Source organism: Gilliamella sp. N-G2, from assembly GCF_002142215.1.
Taxonomy (GTDB): Bacteria; Pseudomonadota; Gammaproteobacteria; order Enterobacterales; family Orbaceae; genus Gilliamella.
The window spans coordinates 64,474-86,239 of sequence record NZ_NAST01000005.1; the positions used below are offsets into that span (position 1 = coordinate 64,474).

Genomic DNA, 21,766 nt, shown 5'->3' on the forward strand with positions numbered 1-21,766 from the left:
TAAATGAGGTACTAATGGGGATTATTATTCAACAACACTGTGATGATATTAATTGGCAAGAAGTTGCTGATTTACTGGCATTTTATGGCCTAAGTTCGTTCGATGCGATAACTCAAGAACAAGTCTTTAAAAGAAGCTATGCGGTAGTTTTTTTATTGGAGAATAATCATGTGGTGGGGGTGGGTAGAGCACTATCAGATGGAATTTGTCAGGCAGCGATTTATAACATTGCTTTGGCTAAACACTTACATGGTCAGCAATATGGTAGGCTAATTGTCGATAAGCTTATTGAACAAGTAAAGGATTGTAATATTATTCTTTATACACATCCTCAAACGGTTGAATTTTATAAGAACTTAGGTTTTGATTTAATGAAAACTGGTATGGCCATATATCAAACAGATCATCGGCAGCAAATGAAAGAAATGGGATTCATTTAGATAGCCTAATTGACTAGCATTTTAATAATATTAACTAATTTTTAACTACAGAGGATCGGCGTTATGAATCTAAAAAAATGGTATAGCTTTTTGATCTTGGCTGTTTTATCACTGATTGGATGTGATAATCAAAATAAAAACACCCAAAGTACTAAAGTAGAAAAAATCGTTATTGCAACATCAGGCGCACCAAGTCCTTTTACGACAGTCAATGATAAAGGAGAGCTGACTGGCTATGATATCGATGTGGTTAAAGCGATATTTGCCAAACTACCACAATATGAAATTAATTTTGAAATTACAGAATTTCCATCGGTACTTGCAGGACTTGATTCTCAAAGGTATCAAGTTGGTGCTAATAATTATGCAATGAATGAAAAACGTAAGGAGAAGTATTTTTATTCCGATCCAATCTTTAAAAATCAATATGTAATCGCAGTAGCTAAAAATAATAATAATATCAATCGTTTTAGTGATCTTAATGGAAAATCTACAGAAGTATCACCAGGACTAAACTATGCTACAGCTTTAGAAACCTATAATCAGCAAAACCCTAATAATCCTGTCAAAATTGTTTATAGTGAAGCTGATTTATTACCTGTTTTGCAACATGTTGAAAGCGGTCAATATGATTTTCAGTTAATTGATAAAGTAATGTTATCGCAATATATTAGTGAACATCATCTCAATTTAAAAATAATTGAACTGAGTAAGGAAGATGAAGATCGTATTGCTTCACCATTTAGTTATCTTTTAATTAGTAAAAGTATTAAAGGGGAACAATTAACCAAAGATATCAATGAAGGTATCAAAAAAATTATTAGTAGTGGTGAACTAGCACAAATCAGTCAGCGTTATTTTGCTGCTGATTATTCACCTAAATAATAAATATCAATGGTCTAACAGCGGTAAATAAACATCCGTTATCATCTGTTCAGGTTTTACGCTTGTACCAACATTAACATAATGAAAAATTGGGGGAAAATCTCCCAGTTTTTCTCCACTATTTGGTAACCATTTTTCCAGTAAATAAATAATAGCTTGATTATGATATCTCGAACCTATATCTCTGGCTTTTGCACAGCGAAGTTGAGGAATCGTTTTATTTATTACTCCATAAATGTTATTAGCAATAGGTTAGCTAATAGCAATACCAAAATCGACATGATGTTTTTCCGCTGGTGTTATTTTAGGATTGGTATAATGAATGCCGTAGTTTCTATATTTATTATCTAAAAGCTGATTTTCTTGTCGCCATTTTATCAGTTTGTTTACTGATTCATGTTCTAACTCGGGCGCGCCATAATGCTCAATAACGGCTAACTGTGTCATTGGGAAGAGTACAATTTCGACATCCATATAAAGCTCATAATTTATCAATAGTAATCATCTTGTTGAATCTTAACACTGATTAAGTATATAAAAAAATCGAATTTCACTTGACAATTGATCTGCTGAAAAAGATAATGGCGCCGTTTTTTTAGTCTAATATTTAATTTTTTTGTGAGGTGGCAAAATGCCTGTATTTAACACTTTATCTTAATGCCGACATGGTATCTTCTATTATATTGTCTTTTAGCTTTTTCTAAAGCACCTACGTTGCAGTTCAATCTATAGATCTTCGCCTTGTCGGTTTTCCCTAATTTTTCGGAGAAAACAAAATGACAATGGAAACTTATATTCAAAACTTAGAATTAATTAAATACCCACGAACTCCACATTTGCAAAGTTCACGTTTACAATTTGGCGATAGTGAGCATGGACAGCTACCTTACGATCAGTTAGTAGGGCAATATATTGTGGTTGAAGAAAAACTTGATGGGGCTAACTGCGCAATCAGTTTTTCAGAAAGTGGTGAACTATTACTACAATCACGTGGCCATTACTTAATAGGCGGGAGTCGCGAACGTCAATTTAATCTATTTAAACATTGGGCAACGGTCCATGAAGGCTGGTTAATTGAACGTTTAGAAGATCGTTATATTATGTATGGTGAATGGTTACATAAAAAACACGCTATTTTTTATGATGCATTACCACATTATTTTTGTGAATTTGATGTTTGGGATAGGCATAATAATTGTTTCTTATCGACTCGAAAGCGTCATCAATTATTGGCCGATGGTCCTATTTTATCTGTTCCGGTATTGTTTATGGGAATTGCACCAGAAAAATTAAGTGATTTATTAGCACTCGTGAAAAATTCTTTAGCTAAAACAATTGACTGGCGAAGTTGTTTTGAAAAAATTGTCGCACAAGAAAAACTTGATTTAATGAAAGCTTGGCAACAGTGTGATAACTCTGATTTGATGGAAGGATTATATTTAAAAATCGAATCAGCAAATACTACAACTGGTCGTTTGAAGTGGGTTAGGCAGGATTTTGTGCAAGCTATATTAGATGCTGGGCAACATCATTTACAACAACCATTTATTCCTAATCAATTAGCTAATAATGTTGAGCTTTATTCGCCACAACTAACAATAAATTGGAATAATGGTTTAGTATTTGGAGGTGATTTATGAGTTATTCACAGTTACAACAAGAGATCGCCCACAGTATCAGTCAAGATAACTTTGACCAGTGGTTAGACTGTATTCCTGAGTTGAATAAATTGATTCTTACACCACAAGATCCGACTTATCATGGTGAAGGAAATGTTTGGATTCATACTCAAATGGTATTAAGGGCTTTAATTGCTCAAGATGATTTTGCAGCATCTTCTGATGAAGATAAGTTTGTACTGTTTATGACTGCTTTATTACATGATATTGCCAAACCAGAAACGACAATTATTGATGAAATAAGTGGTCGAATTTCACAACCACGACATTCGCAAAAAGGCGAGATAAGTAGTCGAATATTATTATGGCGAAATGGTGTTCCTTTTGAATTACGGGAAAAAATTTGTCGAATTATCCGAGTGCATCAAATACCATTTTATGCTTTAAGTGATGATAATAACTATAAATCACCGCAATGGTTAATTCATCGGCTTTCATGGCAACTTCCTGTTTGGATGTTATGTATGCAAGCTAAAGCAGATATACTAGGTCGTATTAGTGCTGATAAAGCTCGAATGGTTGATGAAGTTGAACTCTTCAAACAATTAGCTTTAGAAGAAGAGTGTTTATATCAACCACGGCAATTTATTGATGATTATACGCGAATACAATATTTTCGAGGTAGCAATGTGTTACCTGATTATGCGTTATATCCTCAAAAAGGGCCTAAAGTCATCTTACTGTCGGGGTTGCCAGCATCAGGTAAAAATAGTTGGATAAGTAAATACTATCCAAATTTACCGGTTGCATCATATGATGACGCCCGTAATCAACTTAAATTGAAGCATGGTCAAAATGAAGGTTTAGTGATTCAATTTGTATTGGCAAAAGTAAAACAATACTTAAGAGAGAATCAGTCATTTATTTGGAATGCTACTCACTTATCACGAGATATGCGAGAAAAAGCATTGGATTTACTTTATGCTTACCATGCCGAAGTTGAAATTGTTTATCTTGAGCAGTCAGAAAAAACATTGTATCAACGTAATTCAAGTCGAGATACTAGCTTACCAAACAAGAAAATTACTCAAATGCTTTCTAAATGGCAAGTACCGTTACCGACAGAGGCACATAAGGTAACTTATCTAGTCAATTAGCGGTATTTAAATAAATTATGATGGGTCTTTCAGCGCCCATCATGTTTAGTTTTGCAATATTATTTAATGCCATTATCTTTGATGACTTGCTGATACCAATAAAAACTATCTTTTTTAATTCGATTAAGCGTTTTTAAGTCATGATCATCTCGATCGACATAGACAAAGCCATAACGTTTTTTGAAACCTTGATGTGAGCTTAATAAATCAATTACTGACCATGGACAATATCCAAATAACTCAACACCATCTTCAATCGCATCATGACAAGCTAAGATATGCGATTTTATATAATCAATGCGATAATCATCATGTACTTTATTGTCAGCAGTTAAAATATCTGGTGTACCTAAGCCATTTTCTGTAATGATCAGTGGTAAGCGATATTGGCGATAATATTCATTTAATACCAGTCTTAGACCCATAGGGTCAATTTGTGCACCATAAGTTGAGGCGACCAAATTTGGATTTTTCTCGATCTTAAAATAACCATAAAGATCAAAATCGATATCTTTTTCTTTGCTACCAAACGGATGGCTATCATCTTCGGGTAGGTAACTAGCCACTAACGTCCGATAATAATTTACGGCAATAAAATCTGGCTTGGCTTGTTTTAAAATTTGCGCATCTTCTGGTTGAGTAATAGGATAGATACCACAATGATTTAAGTAATTTTTATAATACCCTGGATAGTCACCAAAGCAGTACATTTCAAGTGCATAGTTGGTTTTGAAATTGTCATTCATTTTGGCAGCCCAAACATCCATGGGTTTATTACTTGCAGGGTAGGTCATGGTTGATGATACCGCCGGCCCAACTTTACTACCAGAAATTAGTTCATGACAGTCATTGGTAGCCATCGCATGAGCAACAAACATATGATAATCCATTTGAGCTCTCACTTTTTCAACCTCATGAGCCGCAACTTTATACATGTTCATTCTTTCGTTAACACGGATCATCAGATTTTGTTCGTTATTAATCTGCCAATGTTTTACTCGATCGCCGAATGCTTGATAACATATTTGTGCATAACGTCTAAATGCATCTACACAACGACGATCTTGCCAACCATTATATTTATCAACTAAGGCGAATGGTAAATCAAAATGATAAAGAGTAATAAACGGAATGATATCGTTCTTGATTAATTCATTGATGACTTTGTTGTAGAAATCAATGCCTGCTTGATTTATTTTACCATCACCATCGGGAATAATACGCGCCCATGATATAGAAAAGCGATAAGTTTTTAGTCCTAACTCTTTAAATAAAGCAATATCACTTTCAACATGATGATAGAAATCACTGGCTACTTTACTATCGGCTTGTATCGCAGAGCGTTGAAATGAATTGTAATCGGCAACGGTCAATCCTTTTCCATCCGCATCCCACCCACCTTCAATTTGAAATGCAGAAGATGATGCTCCCCACCAAAAATCCTTAGTAAAAGCTTTCATAACTAAACCTCTAAACTTGAATAAATAATAAATTGTCTTTATTACTAACATGAGTTAGTTGACAATAATTTATATGTTTATATTGATCTGAATTAACCACAATAACCGAAGTTGTTAAATCAAATTGCTGTTCGATTTTTTCAATATCAAAGGAAACGATTTTGCTACCTTTAGCAATATGTTGACCAGTTTTTACATAAGACTGGAAATACTTACCTTGTAAGTTAACTGTGTCAATACCAATATGAATCAGTAGTTCAATACCGTTATCCAATTTTAGGCCAATTGCATGTAAAGTAGGATAGAGTACGGTAATGGTACAATCTGCTGGGGCAATTACTTCACCAGTTTTAGGATAAATCGCTATTCCTTTACCCATTGCTCCTGAAGCAAACACTTCATCTTTAACTTGATTTAACGCAATAACCTTGCCGGCAACTGGCGATAGAATGGTTGTATCATTTGTTAATGGTTGGCTAGATGATTTTTGAATTGTCTTTGACTCTTCTTCATTTTCTATATCGTTAAAGCCAACAAGCATCGTCATAATGCATGAGCCAAAAAATGCGAAACCTATACCAATTATGTAACATAGGAAAGCTTTGGTTCCAGCTTCAGCATAAACCGGGATTGTCAGTACTCCTTGGTTGGCAAAAGCAGTACCATAAGAACCTCCCCATCCCATTAAACCACCAGCGAGTGCACCGCATACAACTGCACAAACCATTGGTCTTTTCAATCTAAGATTTGCACCATAAATAGCAGGTTCGGTAATACCGAACAAGGCGGTTATTGTTGCTGAAGCGGCAACTGTTTTTAGATTCTTATTTTTAGTTTTAAAAAATACGCCTAAAGCAGCGCCGGCTTGTGAAAAGTTAGCTGCACCAGCAAAAGCTAGTAAACTTTGACGTCCTGTTTGGGCAACATCATTAATGCCGATTGGTACAATAGCACGGTGGGCGCCAAAGATGACTAAAATACACCATACACCACCAATAAATGCACCTAATAAGATAGGGCTTACCCCCATAATGTAGTAATAGATCCAGTTTATAAATTCGCCGATATAGATACCAATTGGGCCAAAAATAAGTAATGTAGCTGGAATCATGATGAGCAATGAGAATGTAGGAACCATGATGATCTTTAACACGTCTGGAATAATATATTCTAGAAATCTTTGTACATAACTTAAAATAAACACCGCTAATATAATAGGGATAACACTTGATGTGTAACTAGCTTTAGTTAGTTCGATAGCAAACAGCGTTACTTCGGTTTTACTGCTCATTAAATTGACGATTGATGGATAACATAAAGTTGCGCCAATAATCATAGAAATAAATTCATGAGCTTTGAAGACTTTGGCCGCAGTGTAACCTAATATTATTGGCATAAAATAGAAAACTGCATCCGATGCGGCATGTAAAATCGTATAGGTGTTATAGCTTTTAATATCAGTCTGATAGTAATAGTTACCAATCATAACGGCTATAGCTAAAATTCCTTTTAACATACCTGAAGCAGCAATAGCCGGGATTATTGGTGTAAAAATAGCGGCGAAGGCATTTAAAATTTTTACCCCTAAAGATACTTTGGGTTCTGTTAGTTTGTTTTGCGTTAGCTCACCGATTAAAGGCAGTAATTGATCATAAATTTTGGTGACTTTGTTGCCTAGTACGACTTGGTATTGCCCACTACTTTCAACAACCGAAATCACTCCTTCTGTATGTAATAATTTTTCGCGATCGGCCTGTTTACTGTCATTTAATTGGAACCGTAAGCGAGTAAAACAGTGTGTTAAACTAATAATATTCTCTTTACCGCCGACCAACTCAAGTATTTGACGTGCAATTTTTTGATAGTCCATTATTTTCTCCATTACTTAAAGAATGGTTTTACATTGATAAAAAAGACTAAATACACTAAAAATTATCATCATAAGATCTATTATAACGTTGTGATTAGTATTACTTTAGTGAGATTAATTTTTATCACTTCATTTATCTGTTTCAAGCTAGCATAGTTTAAAAAAATAGACAAGTTAGCCTTAATTATTGCTAAATAACTTATTTAGATATATTTTTAGAAGTAATAATTATACCTATTAAAATTGTGAATAAATGAAATCAGCCCAAAAAAAGTCTTTTTTACTATTGTGTATAGTGTTTTTTTTCTGGTATGCACAATATATCTATATTCCTTATCAAACCCCGTATCTTGCTGCAATAAATTTATCGACCAATGTAATCGGGGTGGTAGTTAGTGCTTATGGTTTGTCACAATTATTTTTAAGATTACCTATAGGATTATTAGCCAATGTAAAAGAAAAGCACAAAATCTTTATTATAATAGGAGCTTTTTTTGCTGGAATAGCTTCAGTAATTCGTATTATTGAACCGAACGGTTCCGGTTTTTTGATTGGTAACATAATTTCTGGTTTCGCAAGTGCAATGTGGATATCTTTTATGGTACTTTTTTTAGGTTTTTATCCTAAATCTAAAAAAGGTTATGCAACCAGTTTAATTATAATGGTAAATAATCTAGGTGTATTTTTAGCTTTTCTAACCAGTACATTATTATATGATTACATTCACATGGGGGGAATCTGTTTGCTTAGCTGCTTAAGTGGCTTAGTGGCGTTTATCTTAGCAATAAAACTTAAATATCCAGAAAAGATCCATCATGATTTTAATTATCATCTTTTATTCAGCGCTTTATGTAATCGAAAATTATTATTTTTTTCATTTCTTGCTTTAATTCAGCAAGGAATTCAAATGTCTACCACAATGTCTTTTACCAATCAGATACTGAGTGATTTAGGGGGCAATGCCTCTTTAATTGGGATCTCCTCAATGGTCTATATGTTATCTTCAGTTTTATTTTCCAAATTAGCAGCAACCAAATGGATCAATTTATTAAGTACATCAGGCTGGGTAATTTTTTCTTTTTTATTATTAGCACTTTATTGTATTTTGGTACCTCAAGTATCTTATGTTTATAGTATTTTACTCTTACAAATTATTCCTGGTATAGGAACAGGTATTTTATTTTCATTTTTAAATTTTGAAGCGATGATAGATGTACCATCGTATGCTCGTTCAGCGGCAATGGGATTGTTTCAAGCTATTTATGCATTAGGTATGACACTATTTCCCATTATTTTTGGCATGATCAGTTTGCGATGGTCGATGACTATTGCTTATTTCAGTTTAGCCGGCATAGCAATGATTGCTGCAATTTTATCAATAATCTATTGTTTAAAATTTAAAAGCGACATTTGCTAAAATTTTTCAGTATTAGAAGGATAAATATTATTTTGAATAGTTAGATAAAAACCAAGTAACGGCAATTAGATCCGCTGATCCACCTGGGCTTAAATGACGTTTTATCAGTTCGTCATCTAATTTAGCAATCATTTCCAGTCCATTTGGATGCATAACGCCGCCTTCCTGAATTAAATTTCTTGCTTCATTTTGCACGAATTCTAATCCGGCCAATCCTCCTCTGGAAACTAGGTTTGTGTCTTGATTGTAAGCTAGTAAATATAGCATTGCTTGTAATAGGGCTGATTCTTCATTATAGCCACTATTCAACATTTCTTGATAAATTGGGAGTGATATCTCACGTGCGGTTGTATATCCTGATTCAGCTTCGCCTCTTGCTCCGGTAAGATTATGTTGTTTAAAAAGCCGTTCTCCTACTGAGTGGCTGCGGTTATTTTGTGATAATTCGTTATTAACCATACGGTGGCAAATATTGGCTACTTCATTACAGATCATCGGAATAGTTGTTTGTAATTTAAGTTGCTCTAATTTACCAATGGCACTTAGTAATAGACCAAAGGCAAATATTCCACCTTTATGAGTATTAATCTGTTTAGTTGCACTAAACATCGCTGTTTCACATTCAAGACCAATTGGTCGAATATTTGCTAAAAAATCAGGTGCTGCAACGTTGGCATTATGTTTACCATATTGATAGAAACGTTCAAACCAATTTGAAATAGCGTTAATACTTGTTATGAATGTTTGAAAATTCATATCGTGATGTGAACCATTATTGTTCATATCAACCAATCCAGGTTTGGGTGATAAGCAGATCTCTCTAATTAACGCTTGTACCGCCAATATTGTCGGTGAGCTCAAAACATTGTGACTTATCAATTTCGATTCTAAGCTAATTACTTGGGCTAAATAATTACTCATGGAATAGGCTGCCTTTACAATTAAGCTTAATAATCATTATGAGATGCTTGAGCAAGTACTTCTCGATTACCATTATGGGCAGGTGCACTTATAATGCCTTCCATTTCCATTTGTTCCACAATTCGTGCGGCTCGGTTATAACCAATTCTAAATTTACGTTGAACACTGGATATTGATGCTCTACGAGTTTCAATGACGAAAGAAACCACTTGATCAAACAATGGATCAAGTTCTTCATCAATAGTATCAAAGCTACCACTTTCGCTATCGTCGGTTGAGACTGTTACATTTTCAATATATTTAGGCTTACCACGCGCTTTCCAATCTTGTACGACGGCATGAACTTCTTCATCACGGACAAAAGCGCCATGAACACGAACAGGAATAGAGCTATTAGGCGCTAAATAGAGCATATCACCCATACCAAGCAGAGATTCCGCACCCATTTGATCTAAAATGGTTCGTGAGTCAATTTTACTTGAAACTGTAAATGCAATTCGGGTTGGTATATTGGCTTTAATTAAACCGGTAATAACATCAACAGAAGGTCTTTGGGTAGCTAGTACCAAATGAATACCTGCAGCTCGGGCTTTTTGGGCAAGTCGAGCAATTAACTCTTCTACTTTTTTACCAACAGCCATAATTAAATCGGCAAATTCATCAACCATAACCACAATATATGGAAGTTTTTCAAGCGTCGGCATTTCTAGATCCATACTATCGGTTGGTTTCCAGAGTGGATCTGGAATTGGTCGTCCCATCTCTTCCGCAAGCTTGATTTTCTCATTAAAACCAGCAATGTTACGAACGCCCAAAGCTGACATTAATCGATAGCGTTTTTCCATTTCATTCACACACCAGTTAAGAGCATTTGCCGCATCTTTCATATCGGTGACGACTTGAGTTAACAGATGTGGTATTCCTTCATAGATAGAGAGTTCTAACATTTTAGGATCAATCATGATGAACCTAACATCTTCCGGTTGTGATTTGTATAAAATACTTAATATCATGGCATTAACACCAACTGATTTACCTGAACCAGTTGTTCCTGCAACTAATAAATGTGGCATTTTAGCTAAATCGGCAACCACCGATTGTCCAGCAATGTCTTTTCCTAAAACGACCGTCAGTGGAGATTGAGCGTTTTTGAATTGTGGGCTGTCTAATACTTCTCTGAAATAAACGGTTTGGCGATTTTGATTAGGTAATTCAATACCGACATAAGGTTTACCTGGTATTACTTCTACAACCCTCACTGATGGCATAGATAAGGAACGAGCTAAATCACGATCCAGTGTTGATATTCTGGCAGCTTTAATACCCGGGGCCAATTCAATTTCAAAACGCGTAATCACAGGACCTGGTAAATAATCAACAACGCGAGCTTTTACTCGATAATCAGATAAACTTTTTTCAATTTGCTGTGCCATTGCATTTAACGCAACATGATCAACCTCAATTCTTGTTGTTGGTGGTGGCGTTAATAAACTCAACGAAGGTAGTGGAGTAGTTGGCTTGGGTAATGGTTTATCATTCCGTTGTAATAACGGATGAATTAGGCTTTCTCCCTCATCTTCATTATCTTCTTCTGTATCTTCATAGATAATCGGTGCCGTTTGAGTTAAAGAGGTTAGTGGTTGTGTCGTTTCTTCGATAGCAACATCATTTAAATAAATATCATCTATAGTAGGATTTTCTTGTTTAAGAAATGAGATATCAACATCCTCAGGTATCTCAAAGTTGTCTGGAATATCATTCGATTGATAGTTATTATATTCTTGAGTAATACTTGGTGATATTTCATCCTCAACTGGTTGGATCACAGTTGGTTCAATCACACTCTCGCTATTAAAAGTAGGATGATTTATATTTATTTCAGGTTCATGATGTTCCAAAATAAATAATGGTTTACTTGGCGAATCGGCTATTGTGTATTTATCTTCTTCGAATGGTTGGATAATTTCTTGACTATCCGTTTGGTCATTAGATTCTGCCAAATTAGTAGAATTAGTTGCACCACCTTCATTCATATTTTTTAATATGGTTTCCATTCGCGCTAATATTGCGTCAGGATTAAGGTCTTTTTTGGCTACCTTTTCAGTTACATCATGAGTTTCTTCTGTAGTTGCAGTGTTAGCTTCGATAGTTTGTAATAATTGTGCTGCCGTTTTTATGAATTTTTCATCTTCTAATGAAGTAGGATTTGGTTTGGTTGTATCAAATTCAGGCGATACTGTTGCAGTATTTACCGTTATTTTTTGTAAATTATCATCTTCATTCGCCCTACTATCACCATCGAGAGGCAGATCAAACTGTGGATGTTTTTCTATTACTAATTCACTACCTTGATTGGAAAACGTAGATTGAGGAACTTTATCTGGCGTAAATAACCATTTTATTGGCGATAGAATTAACATAACCAATGCGCCAATCTTTTCGAATAGATATGGCCATGAGAACCCCGTCAATAGCGTTACACAAGCTAACGTTGTTGCAAGTAAAACTAATGAGGTGACTAAGCTGCTCATAACAGGTAAGAGACTTTCGATGACTATTGAGCCTAGATAACCACCAGCTTGAAATTGTTCTGGGTCACGAATATTAAGAGTGAAAAAACCGCAACAACTAAGAATAAAAGCTAAAATACCGATTATTCGGAACGAGACACTGAAATAATTAACTGGATCATTAGCATAGCGGTAAAAATACCTCATTAATTGTAAACAAAAGAAGATAATAATTGCGGGTAGACTATGAGCGACTAATCCAAAAAATTGAAATAAAATATCAGAAATATATGCTCCTATATAACCGCCGAAATTGCTAATAGGGTAATGCCAAGCAGTACGTGACCAACCCGGATCCGATGGGTTGTAAGTAAAAAGTGATAAAAATAAACAAATAGACAATCCTATTAATGTTAATAGAATTAATTGAATAATAATTTGTCTACTAGTAATTTTAGATTTTTTCAAACAAGTACCTAAAAGCTATCTTAATTAAAATTTTAGCTATTTTATCATAAATTAAACCTACTCATAACTTGAATGGAGTATAAAAACTGATTTATTAGCAAGTATTAGTCTAGTAGGACTAAGGTTTGATTAAACCTTTTTGCATTCAAGACATAATTTTGAGCATTTTTAATATTGGCTTGAATTTCTTTCTCAGTCAATTTACGAATAATTTTAGCTGGTGACCCCATAATTAAACAACCATCCTCATAAGTTAAGCTGTGAGTAACCAGCGAGTTAGCGCCTACTAAGCAATTTTTGGCAATTTTAGCATTATTTAAAATTGTGCTGCCCATACCAATTAAAACATTATCTTCGACCGTACAGCTATGTAAAATGACGTTATGGCCAATTGTCACGTTTTCACCAATAATACATGAGACATCAGTTTCAATATGAATAGTAGTATTATCTTGGACATTACTATTTTTACCAACATGTATCTTGGCGATATCGCCACGTAAAACTGCATTAAACCAGATAGATACATTTTCATCTAAAACCACATCACCAATAATATCGGCAGATTTGGCAATAAAGCAAGTTGGATTAATTTGTGGTTTCAAGTTACCTAGTTGATAAATCATGTTTTTTCCTTGTTATATTTCTAACATTCAAAAATAAACCGACGGCTAAGAAGTTACAGATCACCATTGAACCAACCATTAACGATTCAGTCAAACTATTAGTAACTGAGGTTGTGGTATGTATTGAAACGAGTGTAGAAAGTATAACACCAATGGCGCCGGCAACAGCAAAGCGAATCGTGCCGGCAAGTGAGGAGGCGGTACCGGCGATATGAGAATAGCTATCAAGTATTACCGCCATACAATTACCGCCAATTGTTGGTATGCAACCGATATAACCGGAAATGAAGATAACTAAAAAGAAAAATCCTAAGTTAAATATACTGGTAATTGCCATTCCAATTGTCATTACAAACTGAATTAATAATCCCAATTGCATCATTTTTATCGAGCCAACTCGTCGTACCAAACGGCTATTTAGGGTGTTCATAAATATCATAACTAAAATATTTATAGCAAAATAATAACCAAAATTGATTGAAGCAACGCCATGTAAATTAATATAAACAAATGGCCCCAGACTGAGAAACGAGAATAATCCTGCTCCAGAAAATGCACCAATCATCATATAAGTAAATACTTGCCTATGTCTAAATAACGCAATGAAATTACTTAAAATTCTAATTATGCTGAATTTATCACGTTTCGATTTAGCTAAGGTTTCAGGAATATTGATTGTTACCAAACCAAGGCAGATGAGAGCCATTAAACTAAGCACATAAAAGTTCGCTTGCCAGTCAAACCAAAATAAAATAAAACCGCCAATAATTGGTGCAAGTAGTGGGGCAACATTGGAGATGAGCATGACAAAAGACATCATTTTTGAAAACTCATCACGATCACGATAAATATCTTTCATTAATGCATTAATGACAATTGTAGTTGCTGATGCCGCTATGCCATGAAAAAAGCGGGCAGTAATTAATTGATTTATATTGGCAGCTAGACCACAACATAATGCAGCAATGATGAAGATAATTAGCCCAAAAGTTAAAACTTTTCGTCGTCCATAGCTATCGGTTAGGGGCCCAAATAAAAGTTGGCCTAGTGAAAATCCTAATAAATAACAACTTATCGTTAATTGTACAGTGGAGTCGGCAACATTAAATTTTTCGGCAATAGTTGGCATACTTGGCAAATACATATCAATGGATAATGGCATCAACATTGAAATTAAACCAAGAATAAAAATGAGTGCTTGTTTAGAAACTTTGATTTCTATTTGCGGATCTTGTGTTTGCACTTCGTTATTCCTTTAGAGCTAAAATTTAGCAAAAAAATAATTATTTATTCAATCTAATCAAAAATACTAATTAAACGAATTGATCTCGTCCTGAGTAAGCGGCCGATATTCGCCTTCAGGTATATCAAGAACAATATTGCCGATCTGTTTGCGATGTAATTGGGTGACATGGTTATTTACCGCTGCGAACATTCGTTTTACTTGGTGATATCGCCCTTCGCTTATAGTGAGTTCTGCATGATAATCGTCAATGATAATCAATTTAGCTGGTTCGGTCAGAGTTTTTTCACTTTTTAACTGAATGCCTTGTTTAAATATATCAATAAGATTAGCAGTAAGTGGTTGTTCAACCGTCACTTGATAGACTTTCTCACAATGATGTTTAGGTGAAGTTATTCGATGTGACCACTTACCATCATCGGTTAATAAAACCAAACCAGTGGTATCAAGATCCAGTCTGCCTGCGGAATGCAGTTTTTCTGCCATAGGTTCATCAATAAAATAGAGGATAGTTGGATGATCTGGATCATCAGTAGAGCAGACATAACCTTGTGGTTTATTGAGCATAAAGTAGCGATTTTCGGTAATAGGGACGATTTCGAAACCATCATATTCTACAATGTGATCTGGTGAGATATGATAAGCACCTGATTTGACAATATCACCATTAACGGTAACTTTTTGGGCTTTAAGTTCTTTATTGACTATTGTTCGACTCACACCTAAATGGTGAGCAAGAAATTTATCCAGTCGCATATTTAAATACTGTTCCTATATACAATCTAATGGTGTATAAATATCAAAACGATGATTTTTAGTTTTAATTTCAGCCGTTGGTTTTTGATTGGCTAAAAATGGTGCATAATCAGGCCGTTTGACAACAACTCGTTTTTTGGCTAATCGCCTTGCCGGTTCGAGCAAACTTTCGGCATCAAGATCACTACCGACTAATTGTTGAAAAATACGCATCTCTTTTTTGACTAATGCACTTTTTTGTCGATGTGGAAACATCGGATCAAGATACACAACATCAGGTTTATCGTGATATAAGCTGAGTCCATGTAAGCTTGAATTATAAATTAAACGTAACTGTTTTTGTAATAATTGACCAATAGTCGGATCTTGATAAGCACGATCAAGTCCATCAGCGAGTAAGGCTGCTACCACCGGATGACGCTCAAACATTGTAACCTGACAGCCAATAGAAGCTAATACGAAGGCATCTCGTCCTAATCCAGCAGTGGCATCTATAACGGTTGGTAAGTAATTACCTTTAACGCCAACGGCTTTAGCGATTGCTTCACCACGACCACCACCAAATTGACGACGATGTGCCATTGTGCCTGACACAAAATTAACTGCGACTGCACCTAATTTTGGCTCATCGGTTTTTTGTAACTCAAATTGATGAGCTTGACTAACTAAAACAAATGGAAGTTCGATATGATCAGATAACCACTGCTCAGCTAATTGTTTTAGCTGAGCAGTATTGACATTAGTGGATTCCATAGTGACGAAGTAATGCCTCAAGTTGTGGCTCACGACCACGGAAATTTTTAAACAATGTCATAGGTTCATCACTGCCACCCTGAGACAAAATATGATCAAGAAATGCATTACCGGTTGATTCATTAAAAATCCCTTCTTCTTCAAAACGAGAAAATGCATCTGCTGATAAAACTTCCGCCCAAAGATAACTATAATAACCAGCCGCATAACCACCGGCAAAAATATGGCTAAACGCATGTGGGAAGCGTCCCCAATCAACAGTTGGTACTACTGCAACTTGTTGTCTGACCTGTTTTAATGTCTCTAAAATATCAGGTGTTTTGCTACTATGTAGTTTAAAATCAAATAAACCAAATTCTAATTGACGTAAAATAAATAATGCTGCTTGGAAGTTTTTGGCATCTAGCATTTTATCTAACATCTCTTTAGGTAAAGGTTCTCCAGTTTGATAATGACCGGAGATAAATTCTAAAGCCTCAGGTTGCCAGCACCAATTCTCTAAAAATTGACTTGGTAATTCAACGGCATCCCATGGCACACCATTAATACCTGCTACCGATGACACCTCAATTTCAGTCAACATATGATGTAATCCATGACCAAATTCATGGAATAACGTGGTGACTTCATTGTGGGTGAATAATGCTGGTTTATCACCAATTGGGCGATTAAAGTTACAGGTTAAATAAGCTACAGGTTTTTGCAAGTGACCATCGGCAAAACGCATTTGGCCAATACAATCATCCATCCAAGCTCCACAACGTTTATGTTCACGAGCATATAAGTCGAGATAAAAACTACCTTTTAATTCTCCATTGGCAGCATAAAGATCATAAAATTTTACTTCTGGTGCCCAAACTTCTACGTCATGGCGTTGTTTAGCGGTAATACCAAAAATACGACGCACGACTTCAAATAATCCACTAACGACACGTTGTTCAGGGAAATAGGGACGAAGCTCTTCATCATTGATAGTATATAGATGTTGTTTTTGTTTTTCGCTGTAATAAGAGATATCCCAAGGTTTAATATCGCTAGCTCCAAAGAACTCATAAGCATATCTTTTTAAATCGGCTAACTCTTTTTCACCTTGTGGTTTGGCTTTGCTGGCTAAATCAGTTAAAAAGGCAGTAACTTGCGAGGTTGTTTCAGCCATTTTGGTCGCTAATGATTTGTCAGCATAAGTTTCAAAACCGAGTAATTTAGCGAGCTCATCACGAAGTGATAAAATTTGTTTAATAATATCGGTATTATCCCATTTACCTGCATTAGGCCCTTGATCGGATGCGCGAGTATTATATGCTTGATAAAGTTCAAAGCGTAAGTCTCGATTATCACAGTAAGTCATAATCGGTAAATAACTTGGCATATCTAAAGTCAGTAACCAACCTTCTTGATTTTTAGCTTTTGCCTGTTCTTTTGCTGCGGCTAAGGCACTTTCAGGTAATCCAGACAAGTCGTCAACATTAGTAATTAGTTTAGACCATCCCATTGTTGCATCTAATACATTATTACTATATTGCGATGATAATTCTGACAGTTTAGCAACAATTTCACCATAACGTTTTTGTTTATCATCTGATAAACCGATTCCAGATAATTCAAAATCACGTAATGCATTGTCGATCACTTTTTTCTGTGCCTTACTTAAATTTTCATAATGCTTGCTATCTTTAAGTTGTTTGTAAGCTTGATATAATGGTTTATGTTGTCCAACCCAAGTGCTGTATTCCGAGAGTAATGGTAAACAAGCTTCATAAGCTTCACGCAATTCAGGACTATTTTTCACTGAATTAAGATGACTAACTGGTGACCACGCTCGGCTAAATTTTTCATCCATTTCATCAATGGGTTGTATTAGGTTATCCCAAGTGTATTCACTATTTTGTTCCAATACTGATTCGATTGTTTTACGACAGTTGTTTAATGTCTCTTGAATAGCAGGCAGAACATGCTCAGGTTTAATTTTTGAAAATTGGGGTAATGATGAATTGCTTAATAGTGGGTTAGTCATACTGCGATACCTTATGCGAATGATTATGGTTCTTAATAAAACATTATGTTGTGGCTAAAAACCTTAATTCAAGTCAAAATGCTGATTGGGTTTAATTATAAACCCATTAATTTACGCTCACGTTGCCATTCAGTCGGTGTATAGGTTTTGATTGATAATGCATGGATCCGATTATCATTAATAAATTCGGCTAAAGGTGCATATATAGCTTGTTGTTTTTTTACTCGACTTAATTCGGCAAAGATTTCACTAACTGCAATAACTTGAAAGTGGCTTCCATCATCCGTCATTACATGAACATCATCAAGGTCGAGTGAATTTTTTAATTTAGCTATAATTTCTTGCTTATCCATTATTTAAACTCTTATTATTTATATTCAGTTTATTAAAAAAATTTTGAGGAAAGGGGTTTTTTATTATGAATTTGCATTAACAGTTACTGATTAATAACCGTTTGCAAATCATAAAGTTCAATTAATGTTTGTAACTGGGGGCTGATCCCGGTTAATTTGATATTATATTGGTTACAAAAATAGACCAGTGTCGCGAGCCCAGAAGAGTCAACTCGGGTAACTTGAGTTACATTAATATCCGTTACACCATTTAAAAGTGTATTTTGTGTTGACCATAAATCATTTAATGAGTGAGCATCAAGCTCACCGATTAAATTAAGTGTATTTTGTTGTTTTTCTGCTTGGATTCGCGACATGATGAACTAACCTTTTTGTTTAGCGTTTGGATCAATATTGCGATTAGCTAGATCATTTAACTGTTTAGTTAATGCATCAATTCCATCTTGGCGTAAAATTGTTGACCATTCATTTTGTTTGGTTGTAATCATACTTACGCCTTCAGCTATTAAATCATAAGCTTTCCATTCACCAGTTACGGTATTTTTCCGCCATTGGAAATCAATTCGTAACGGTTGTTGATTTTTATCTGGTTGATTTAATAATACCCGGATAGAAATTAATGATTTACCGGTTAAATCTTTTGGGGCTTCAACTTGATAAGATTGACCGTTATACATTGAAAGCGCTTGGGCAAAAGCTTGAACTAGATAGTTTTCGAAAGCTTTAAAATAAGCCGTACGTTGTGTATCTGTTGCCGTTTTATACGCATTACCTAAGATCAGTGCACCAGCATATTTAACTTGTACATAAGGTAGTAACTCAGTTCTGACAATATCTTTAAGTTTATTTGGATTTGATTTAAGCGTCGCTGATTGCGCTTTCATAGTGCTAAAAATTTTGTCTGCTGAAACTTGCATATCTTTATATGGGTCATTTTCTGCAAACGCTGCTGTACTTATCATTAATGCAAGTATTAAAAATAAGCTTTGTTTCAATCTGGTTAACATAATTACTCCTTACTTTCGTTAGTATCTTGTTTTTTGTCTTTATCTGACGATCCACCAGCACTATATAAAAACTGTCCAATTAAATCTTCGATAACCATTGCTGGTTTAGTATTGTTAATCACATAACCGTCTATAAGATAAACAGGTTTCTTGTTGACATTATTATTGGTTGGTGTAGAGGCTTCGTCTGCATCTAAAGCATCTAATTCCTGTTCAATGTTTTGATCTAATCCAAAATTAATATCAATGAATTGTTCACCTAATAGGCCTGAAGTTTTGATAGAAAGTGAACTAGAACTCGGAATTTTATCGTATTGGGCATCTAGATCCATCGTAACATAAGGTTTATAAACATCACCATTATCTGATTTTAAACTAATATTACTGACACGACCAATGACTACTCCACCAATTTTAATTGGTGATCTTACCTTTAATCCACCAATATTATCAAATACTGCATAAACACGGTAAGAATTATGGCTAGCAAAAGATGTTGGATCAGTAACTCTAAAGCATAAAAAGAGTACTGAGCAGATCACCAGTACCATAAATAATCCTACTGTAATTTCAACTTTACGACTCATGTTTAATGACCTCAATTACTAAACATTAATGCGGTTAAAATAAAATCTAACCCCAAAATAACTAATGATGAATAGACAACAGTGTTGGTTGTTGCCCGACTGATTCCTTCTGATGTTGGCACGCAATCATAACCATTAAATAATGCAATCCATGTACTAGCGATTGCAAAAGCAAAGCTTTTTATAAAACAATTGCCTAAATCGTGCCACCAATCGACATTACTTTGAATAGAAGACCAAAAAAATCCAGCATCAATACCTTTCCAATCAACACCGACTAATACACCACCTAAAATACCAACAGCGACAAAAATTGCGGTTAAAAATGGCATACAGAAAAATCCCGCCCAAAAACGTGGAGCAATAATTCTTCTTAATGGATCGATCGCCATCATCTCCATACTTGATAATTGTTCAGTGGCTTTCATCAATCCAATTTCGGCAGTTAGGGCTGAACCAGCTCGGCCGGCAAAAAGTAATCCCGCAACCACAGGGCCAAGCTCCCGTAATAGAGCAAGCGCAACTAACATACCTAAGCTCGCTTCGGCACCAAAGGTAGTTAAAATAAAGTAACCTTGTAATGCCAATACCATACCTATAAATAGACCCGATACGATAATAATGGAAAGTGATTGTACACCGACAAAATAAAATTGTTTAACAAGTAATGGAAATTGTTTGCTAAATTGAGGTTTACCAATAAGTGCACCAAATAGCATAAGACCTGAGCGGCCTAACATGGCAATAATATTAATTGTTGATTGCCCAAGTTTTGCAATTAAGTTCAACATTAGTTTACACCTCTAGTTAGGTCTAATTTGTAATCAATAGCCGGATAGTGAAATGGTACTGGACCATCGGCTAAACCTTCAAGGAATTGCTTAACGCGCAAATCATCGTTATTACGCAATTCTTGAGATGTTCCTCCGGCAATAATATGTTGTTCAGCAACAATATATGCATAGTCAGCAATACTTAACACTTCATTAACATCATGGCTAACAACAATACAGGTTAAGCCCAGCGATTGATTGAGTTCTGCAATGAGCTTAACGATCACCCCCATTGATATAGGATCCTGTCCAGCGAATGGTTCATCAAACATAATGAGATCTGGATCAAGAGCGATAGCTCTGGCTAACGCTGCACGTCGAGCCATACCACCAGATAATTCGGAAGGCATCATATTGGCTGCGCCACGAAGGCCTACTGATTGTAGCTTCATCAAGACTAAATTATGTAAAACTGGCTCAGGTAAATTTAGATGCTCACGTAATGGATAAGCAACATTATCAAATACCGATAAGTCAGTAAATAATGCACCTGATTGAAATAGCATGCTCATGCGTTTACGGACCTCATATAGCCGTGAGCGTGTCATACTAGGCACATCTTCACCATCAAATAAAATTTGACCAGCTTGTGGTTTTAATTGTCCACCAATAAGTCTTAATAGCGTAGTTTTACCTATGCCTGATGGCCCCATGATAGCGGTGACTTTGCCTTTGGGTACCGTTAGGTTCATATTTTTGTAAATAGGCCGAGTACCACGATAAAAAGACATATCGTGAATTTCGACCAAATTTTGCTGTAATGTGTCAGTCACAATGAGTTCCTACACTACTATAATTGAATTTTGTGTATTCTACTTGATTATTGTAAATAAACAAATGCGTTAAA

At 35.2% G+C, this 21,766-nt stretch carries 20 protein-coding genes and 1 pseudogene; 5 read left to right on the forward strand and 16 right to left on the reverse strand.

Annotated features, from left to right (window positions below; all coding sequences use genetic code 11):
• Positions 1-14 precede the first annotated feature (14 nt).
• Positions 15-440, forward strand: coding sequence for a GNAT family N-acetyltransferase (locus B6C99_RS03925; protein ID WP_065613954.1), 426 nt, complete (start codon positions 15-17; stop codon positions 438-440).
• 63 nt (positions 441-503) lie between these two features.
• Positions 504-1,325 (forward strand): transporter substrate-binding domain-containing protein, encoded by an 822-nt coding sequence (locus B6C99_RS03930; RefSeq protein WP_086358639.1) that lies wholly within the window; start codon positions 504-506, stop codon positions 1,323-1,325.
• A gap of 6 nt (positions 1,326-1,331) precedes the next feature.
• Here B6C99_RS03930 and B6C99_RS13505 read toward each other — a convergent pair.
• Positions 1,332-1,799, reverse strand: a pseudogene (locus tag B6C99_RS13505) (GyrI-like domain-containing protein).
• A gap of 302 nt (positions 1,800-2,101) precedes the next feature.
• Here B6C99_RS13505 and B6C99_RS03945 point away from each other — a divergent pair.
• Together B6C99_RS03945 and B6C99_RS03950 are read left to right on the forward strand one after the other, a co-directional pair.
• Positions 2,102-2,965: an RNA ligase family protein gene (locus tag B6C99_RS03945; RefSeq protein WP_173795328.1), complete on the forward strand. Its 864-nt coding sequence runs from the start codon at positions 2,102-2,104 to the stop codon at positions 2,963-2,965.
• Positions 2,962-4,101 (forward strand): AAA family ATPase, encoded by a 1,140-nt coding sequence (locus B6C99_RS03950; RefSeq protein ID WP_086358641.1) that lies wholly within the window; start codon positions 2,962-2,964, stop codon positions 4,099-4,101. The genes B6C99_RS03945 and B6C99_RS03950 overlap by 4 nt, the downstream gene beginning before the upstream one ends.
• Positions 4,102-4,160: 59 nt before the next feature.
• On the opposite strand, the gene B6C99_RS03955 is transcribed toward B6C99_RS03950, so the two are convergent.
• Positions 4,161-5,561, reverse strand: a complete 1,401-nt coding sequence (locus B6C99_RS03955) for a glycoside hydrolase family 1 protein (RefSeq protein WP_086358686.1) — start codon at positions 5,559-5,561, stop codon at positions 4,161-4,163.
• A gap of 10 nt (positions 5,562-5,571) precedes the next feature.
• Positions 5,572-7,431, reverse strand: coding sequence for a beta-glucoside-specific PTS transporter subunit IIABC (locus B6C99_RS03960; protein ID WP_086358642.1), 1,860 nt, complete (start codon positions 7,429-7,431; stop codon positions 5,572-5,574).
• A 253-nt stretch (positions 7,432-7,684) separates the two neighbouring features.
• Between B6C99_RS03960 and B6C99_RS03965 the strand changes: the two genes are divergently transcribed.
• On the forward strand, positions 7,685-8,848 hold the full coding sequence (locus B6C99_RS03965; RefSeq protein WP_086358643.1) for an MFS transporter: 1,164 nt from the start codon (positions 7,685-7,687) through the stop codon (positions 8,846-8,848).
• A gap of 27 nt (positions 8,849-8,875) precedes the next feature.
• Here B6C99_RS03965 and citG read toward each other — a convergent pair whose 3' ends face one another.
• The 13 genes from citG to mlaF form a co-directional block, all read right to left on the reverse strand.
• Entirely contained in the window at positions 8,876-9,769 is an 894-nt protein-coding gene (gene citG / locus B6C99_RS03970) for a triphosphoribosyl-dephospho-CoA synthase CitG (protein WP_086358644.1), read from the reverse strand.
• A 26-nt stretch (positions 9,770-9,795) separates the two neighbouring features.
• Positions 9,796-12,747 carry a DNA translocase FtsK 4TM domain-containing protein gene (locus B6C99_RS13640; RefSeq protein WP_086358645.1) on the reverse strand — a complete coding sequence of 984 codons (2,952 nt, stop codon included), beginning with the start codon at positions 12,745-12,747 and terminating at the stop codon, positions 9,796-9,798.
• Positions 12,748-12,851: 104 nt separating this feature from the next.
• Entirely contained in the window at positions 12,852-13,373 is a 522-nt protein-coding gene (locus B6C99_RS03980) for a gamma carbonic anhydrase family protein (RefSeq protein WP_086358646.1), read from the reverse strand.
• On the reverse strand, positions 13,354-14,616 hold the full coding sequence (locus tag B6C99_RS03985) for a Bcr/CflA family multidrug efflux MFS transporter (protein ID WP_216819370.1): 1,263 nt from the start codon (positions 14,614-14,616) through the stop codon (positions 13,354-13,356). The genes B6C99_RS03980 and B6C99_RS03985 overlap by 20 nt, the downstream gene beginning before the upstream one ends.
• Positions 14,617-14,682: 66 nt before the next feature.
• Entirely contained in the window at positions 14,683-15,372 is a 690-nt protein-coding gene (gene rsuA, locus B6C99_RS03990; RefSeq protein ID WP_086358647.1) for a 16S rRNA pseudouridine(516) synthase RsuA, read from the reverse strand.
• 15 nt (positions 15,373-15,387) lie between these two features.
• Positions 15,388-16,125, reverse strand: a complete 738-nt coding sequence (locus tag B6C99_RS03995; protein WP_086358648.1) for a class I SAM-dependent methyltransferase — start codon at positions 16,123-16,125, stop codon at positions 15,388-15,390.
• A complete protein-coding gene (gene prlC / locus B6C99_RS04000) occupies positions 16,112-18,139 on the reverse strand; it encodes an oligopeptidase A (RefSeq protein ID WP_086358649.1) in 2,028 nt (675 codons plus the stop codon). Before prlC ends, B6C99_RS03995 begins: the two co-directional genes overlap by 14 nt.
• A 95-nt stretch (positions 18,140-18,234) precedes the next feature.
• A complete protein-coding gene (locus B6C99_RS04005) occupies positions 18,235-18,492 on the reverse strand; it encodes a BolA family protein (protein ID WP_065651460.1) in 258 nt (85 codons plus the stop codon).
• 83 nt (positions 18,493-18,575) lie between these two features.
• The gene (locus B6C99_RS04010; protein WP_034901259.1) at positions 18,576-18,848 is read right to left on the reverse strand and encodes an STAS domain-containing protein; all 273 of its coding nucleotides are present in this window, start codon (positions 18,846-18,848) and stop codon (positions 18,576-18,578) included.
• Positions 18,849-18,854: 6 nt separating this feature from the next.
• Positions 18,855-19,499, reverse strand: a complete 645-nt coding sequence (mlaC, locus tag B6C99_RS04015) for a phospholipid-binding protein MlaC (RefSeq protein WP_086358650.1) — start codon at positions 19,497-19,499, stop codon at positions 18,855-18,857.
• 2 nt (positions 19,500-19,501) lie between these two features.
• Positions 19,502-20,086, reverse strand: coding sequence for an outer membrane lipid asymmetry maintenance protein MlaD (gene mlaD, locus B6C99_RS04020; RefSeq protein WP_086358651.1), 585 nt, complete (start codon positions 20,084-20,086; stop codon positions 19,502-19,504).
• An 11-nt stretch (positions 20,087-20,097) separates the two neighbouring features.
• Positions 20,098-20,877 (reverse strand): lipid asymmetry maintenance ABC transporter permease subunit MlaE, encoded by a 780-nt coding sequence (mlaE, locus tag B6C99_RS04025; protein ID WP_034901265.1) that lies wholly within the window; start codon positions 20,875-20,877, stop codon positions 20,098-20,100.
• Complete coding sequence (gene mlaF / locus B6C99_RS04030) at positions 20,877-21,692, reverse strand: phospholipid ABC transporter ATP-binding protein MlaF (RefSeq protein WP_086358652.1); 816 nt, start codon at positions 21,690-21,692, stop codon at positions 20,877-20,879. The genes mlaE and mlaF overlap by 1 nt, the downstream gene beginning before the upstream one ends.
• Between the last annotated feature and the right edge of the window lie 74 nt (positions 21,693-21,766).

Coding starts and splice junctions, on each gene's coding strand:
- B6C99_RS03930 (WP_086358639.1), top strand. CDS start 504: ATGAATCTAAAAAAATGGTATAGCTTTTTGATCTTGGCTGTTTTATCA.
- rsuA (WP_086358647.1), bottom strand. CDS start 15,372: ATGCGACTGGATAAATTTCTTGCTCACCATTTAGGTGTGAGTCGAACA.
- mlaD (WP_086358651.1), bottom strand. CDS start 20,086: ATGAGTCGTAAAGTTGAAATTACAGTAGGATTATTTATGGTACTGGTG.
- citG (WP_086358644.1), bottom strand. CDS start 9,769: ATGAGTAATTATTTAGCCCAAGTAATTAGCTTAGAATCGAAATTGATA.
- B6C99_RS04005 (WP_065651460.1), bottom strand. CDS start 18,492: ATGGATAAGCAAGAAATTATAGCTAAATTAAAAAATTCACTCGACCTT.
- B6C99_RS03955 (WP_086358686.1), bottom strand. CDS start 5,561: ATGAAAGCTTTTACTAAGGATTTTTGGTGGGGAGCATCATCTTCTGCA.
- mlaC (WP_086358650.1), bottom strand. CDS start 19,499: ATGTTAACCAGATTGAAACAAAGCTTATTTTTAATACTTGCATTAATG.
- B6C99_RS03965 (WP_086358643.1), top strand. CDS start 7,685: ATGAAATCAGCCCAAAAAAAGTCTTTTTTACTATTGTGTATAGTGTTT.
- prlC (WP_086358649.1), bottom strand. CDS start 18,139: ATGACTAACCCACTATTAAGCAATTCATCATTACCCCAATTTTCAAAA.
- B6C99_RS03925 (WP_065613954.1), top strand. CDS start 15: ATGGGGATTATTATTCAACAACACTGTGATGATATTAATTGGCAAGAA.
- B6C99_RS04010 (WP_034901259.1), bottom strand. CDS start 18,848: ATGTCGCGAATCCAAGCAGAAAAACAACAAAATACACTTAATTTAATC.
- mlaE (WP_034901265.1), bottom strand. CDS start 20,877: ATGTTGAACTTAATTGCAAAACTTGGGCAATCAACAATTAATATTATT.
- B6C99_RS03960 (WP_086358642.1), bottom strand. CDS start 7,431: ATGGACTATCAAAAAATTGCACGTCAAATACTTGAGTTGGTCGGCGGT.
- B6C99_RS03945 (WP_173795328.1), top strand. CDS start 2,102: ATGACAATGGAAACTTATATTCAAAACTTAGAATTAATTAAATACCCA.
- B6C99_RS03950 (WP_086358641.1), top strand. CDS start 2,962: ATGAGTTATTCACAGTTACAACAAGAGATCGCCCACAGTATCAGTCAA.
- B6C99_RS03980 (WP_086358646.1), bottom strand. CDS start 13,373: ATGATTTATCAACTAGGTAACTTGAAACCACAAATTAATCCAACTTGC.
- B6C99_RS03995 (WP_086358648.1), bottom strand. CDS start 16,125: ATGGAATCCACTAATGTCAATACTGCTCAGCTAAAACAATTAGCTGAG.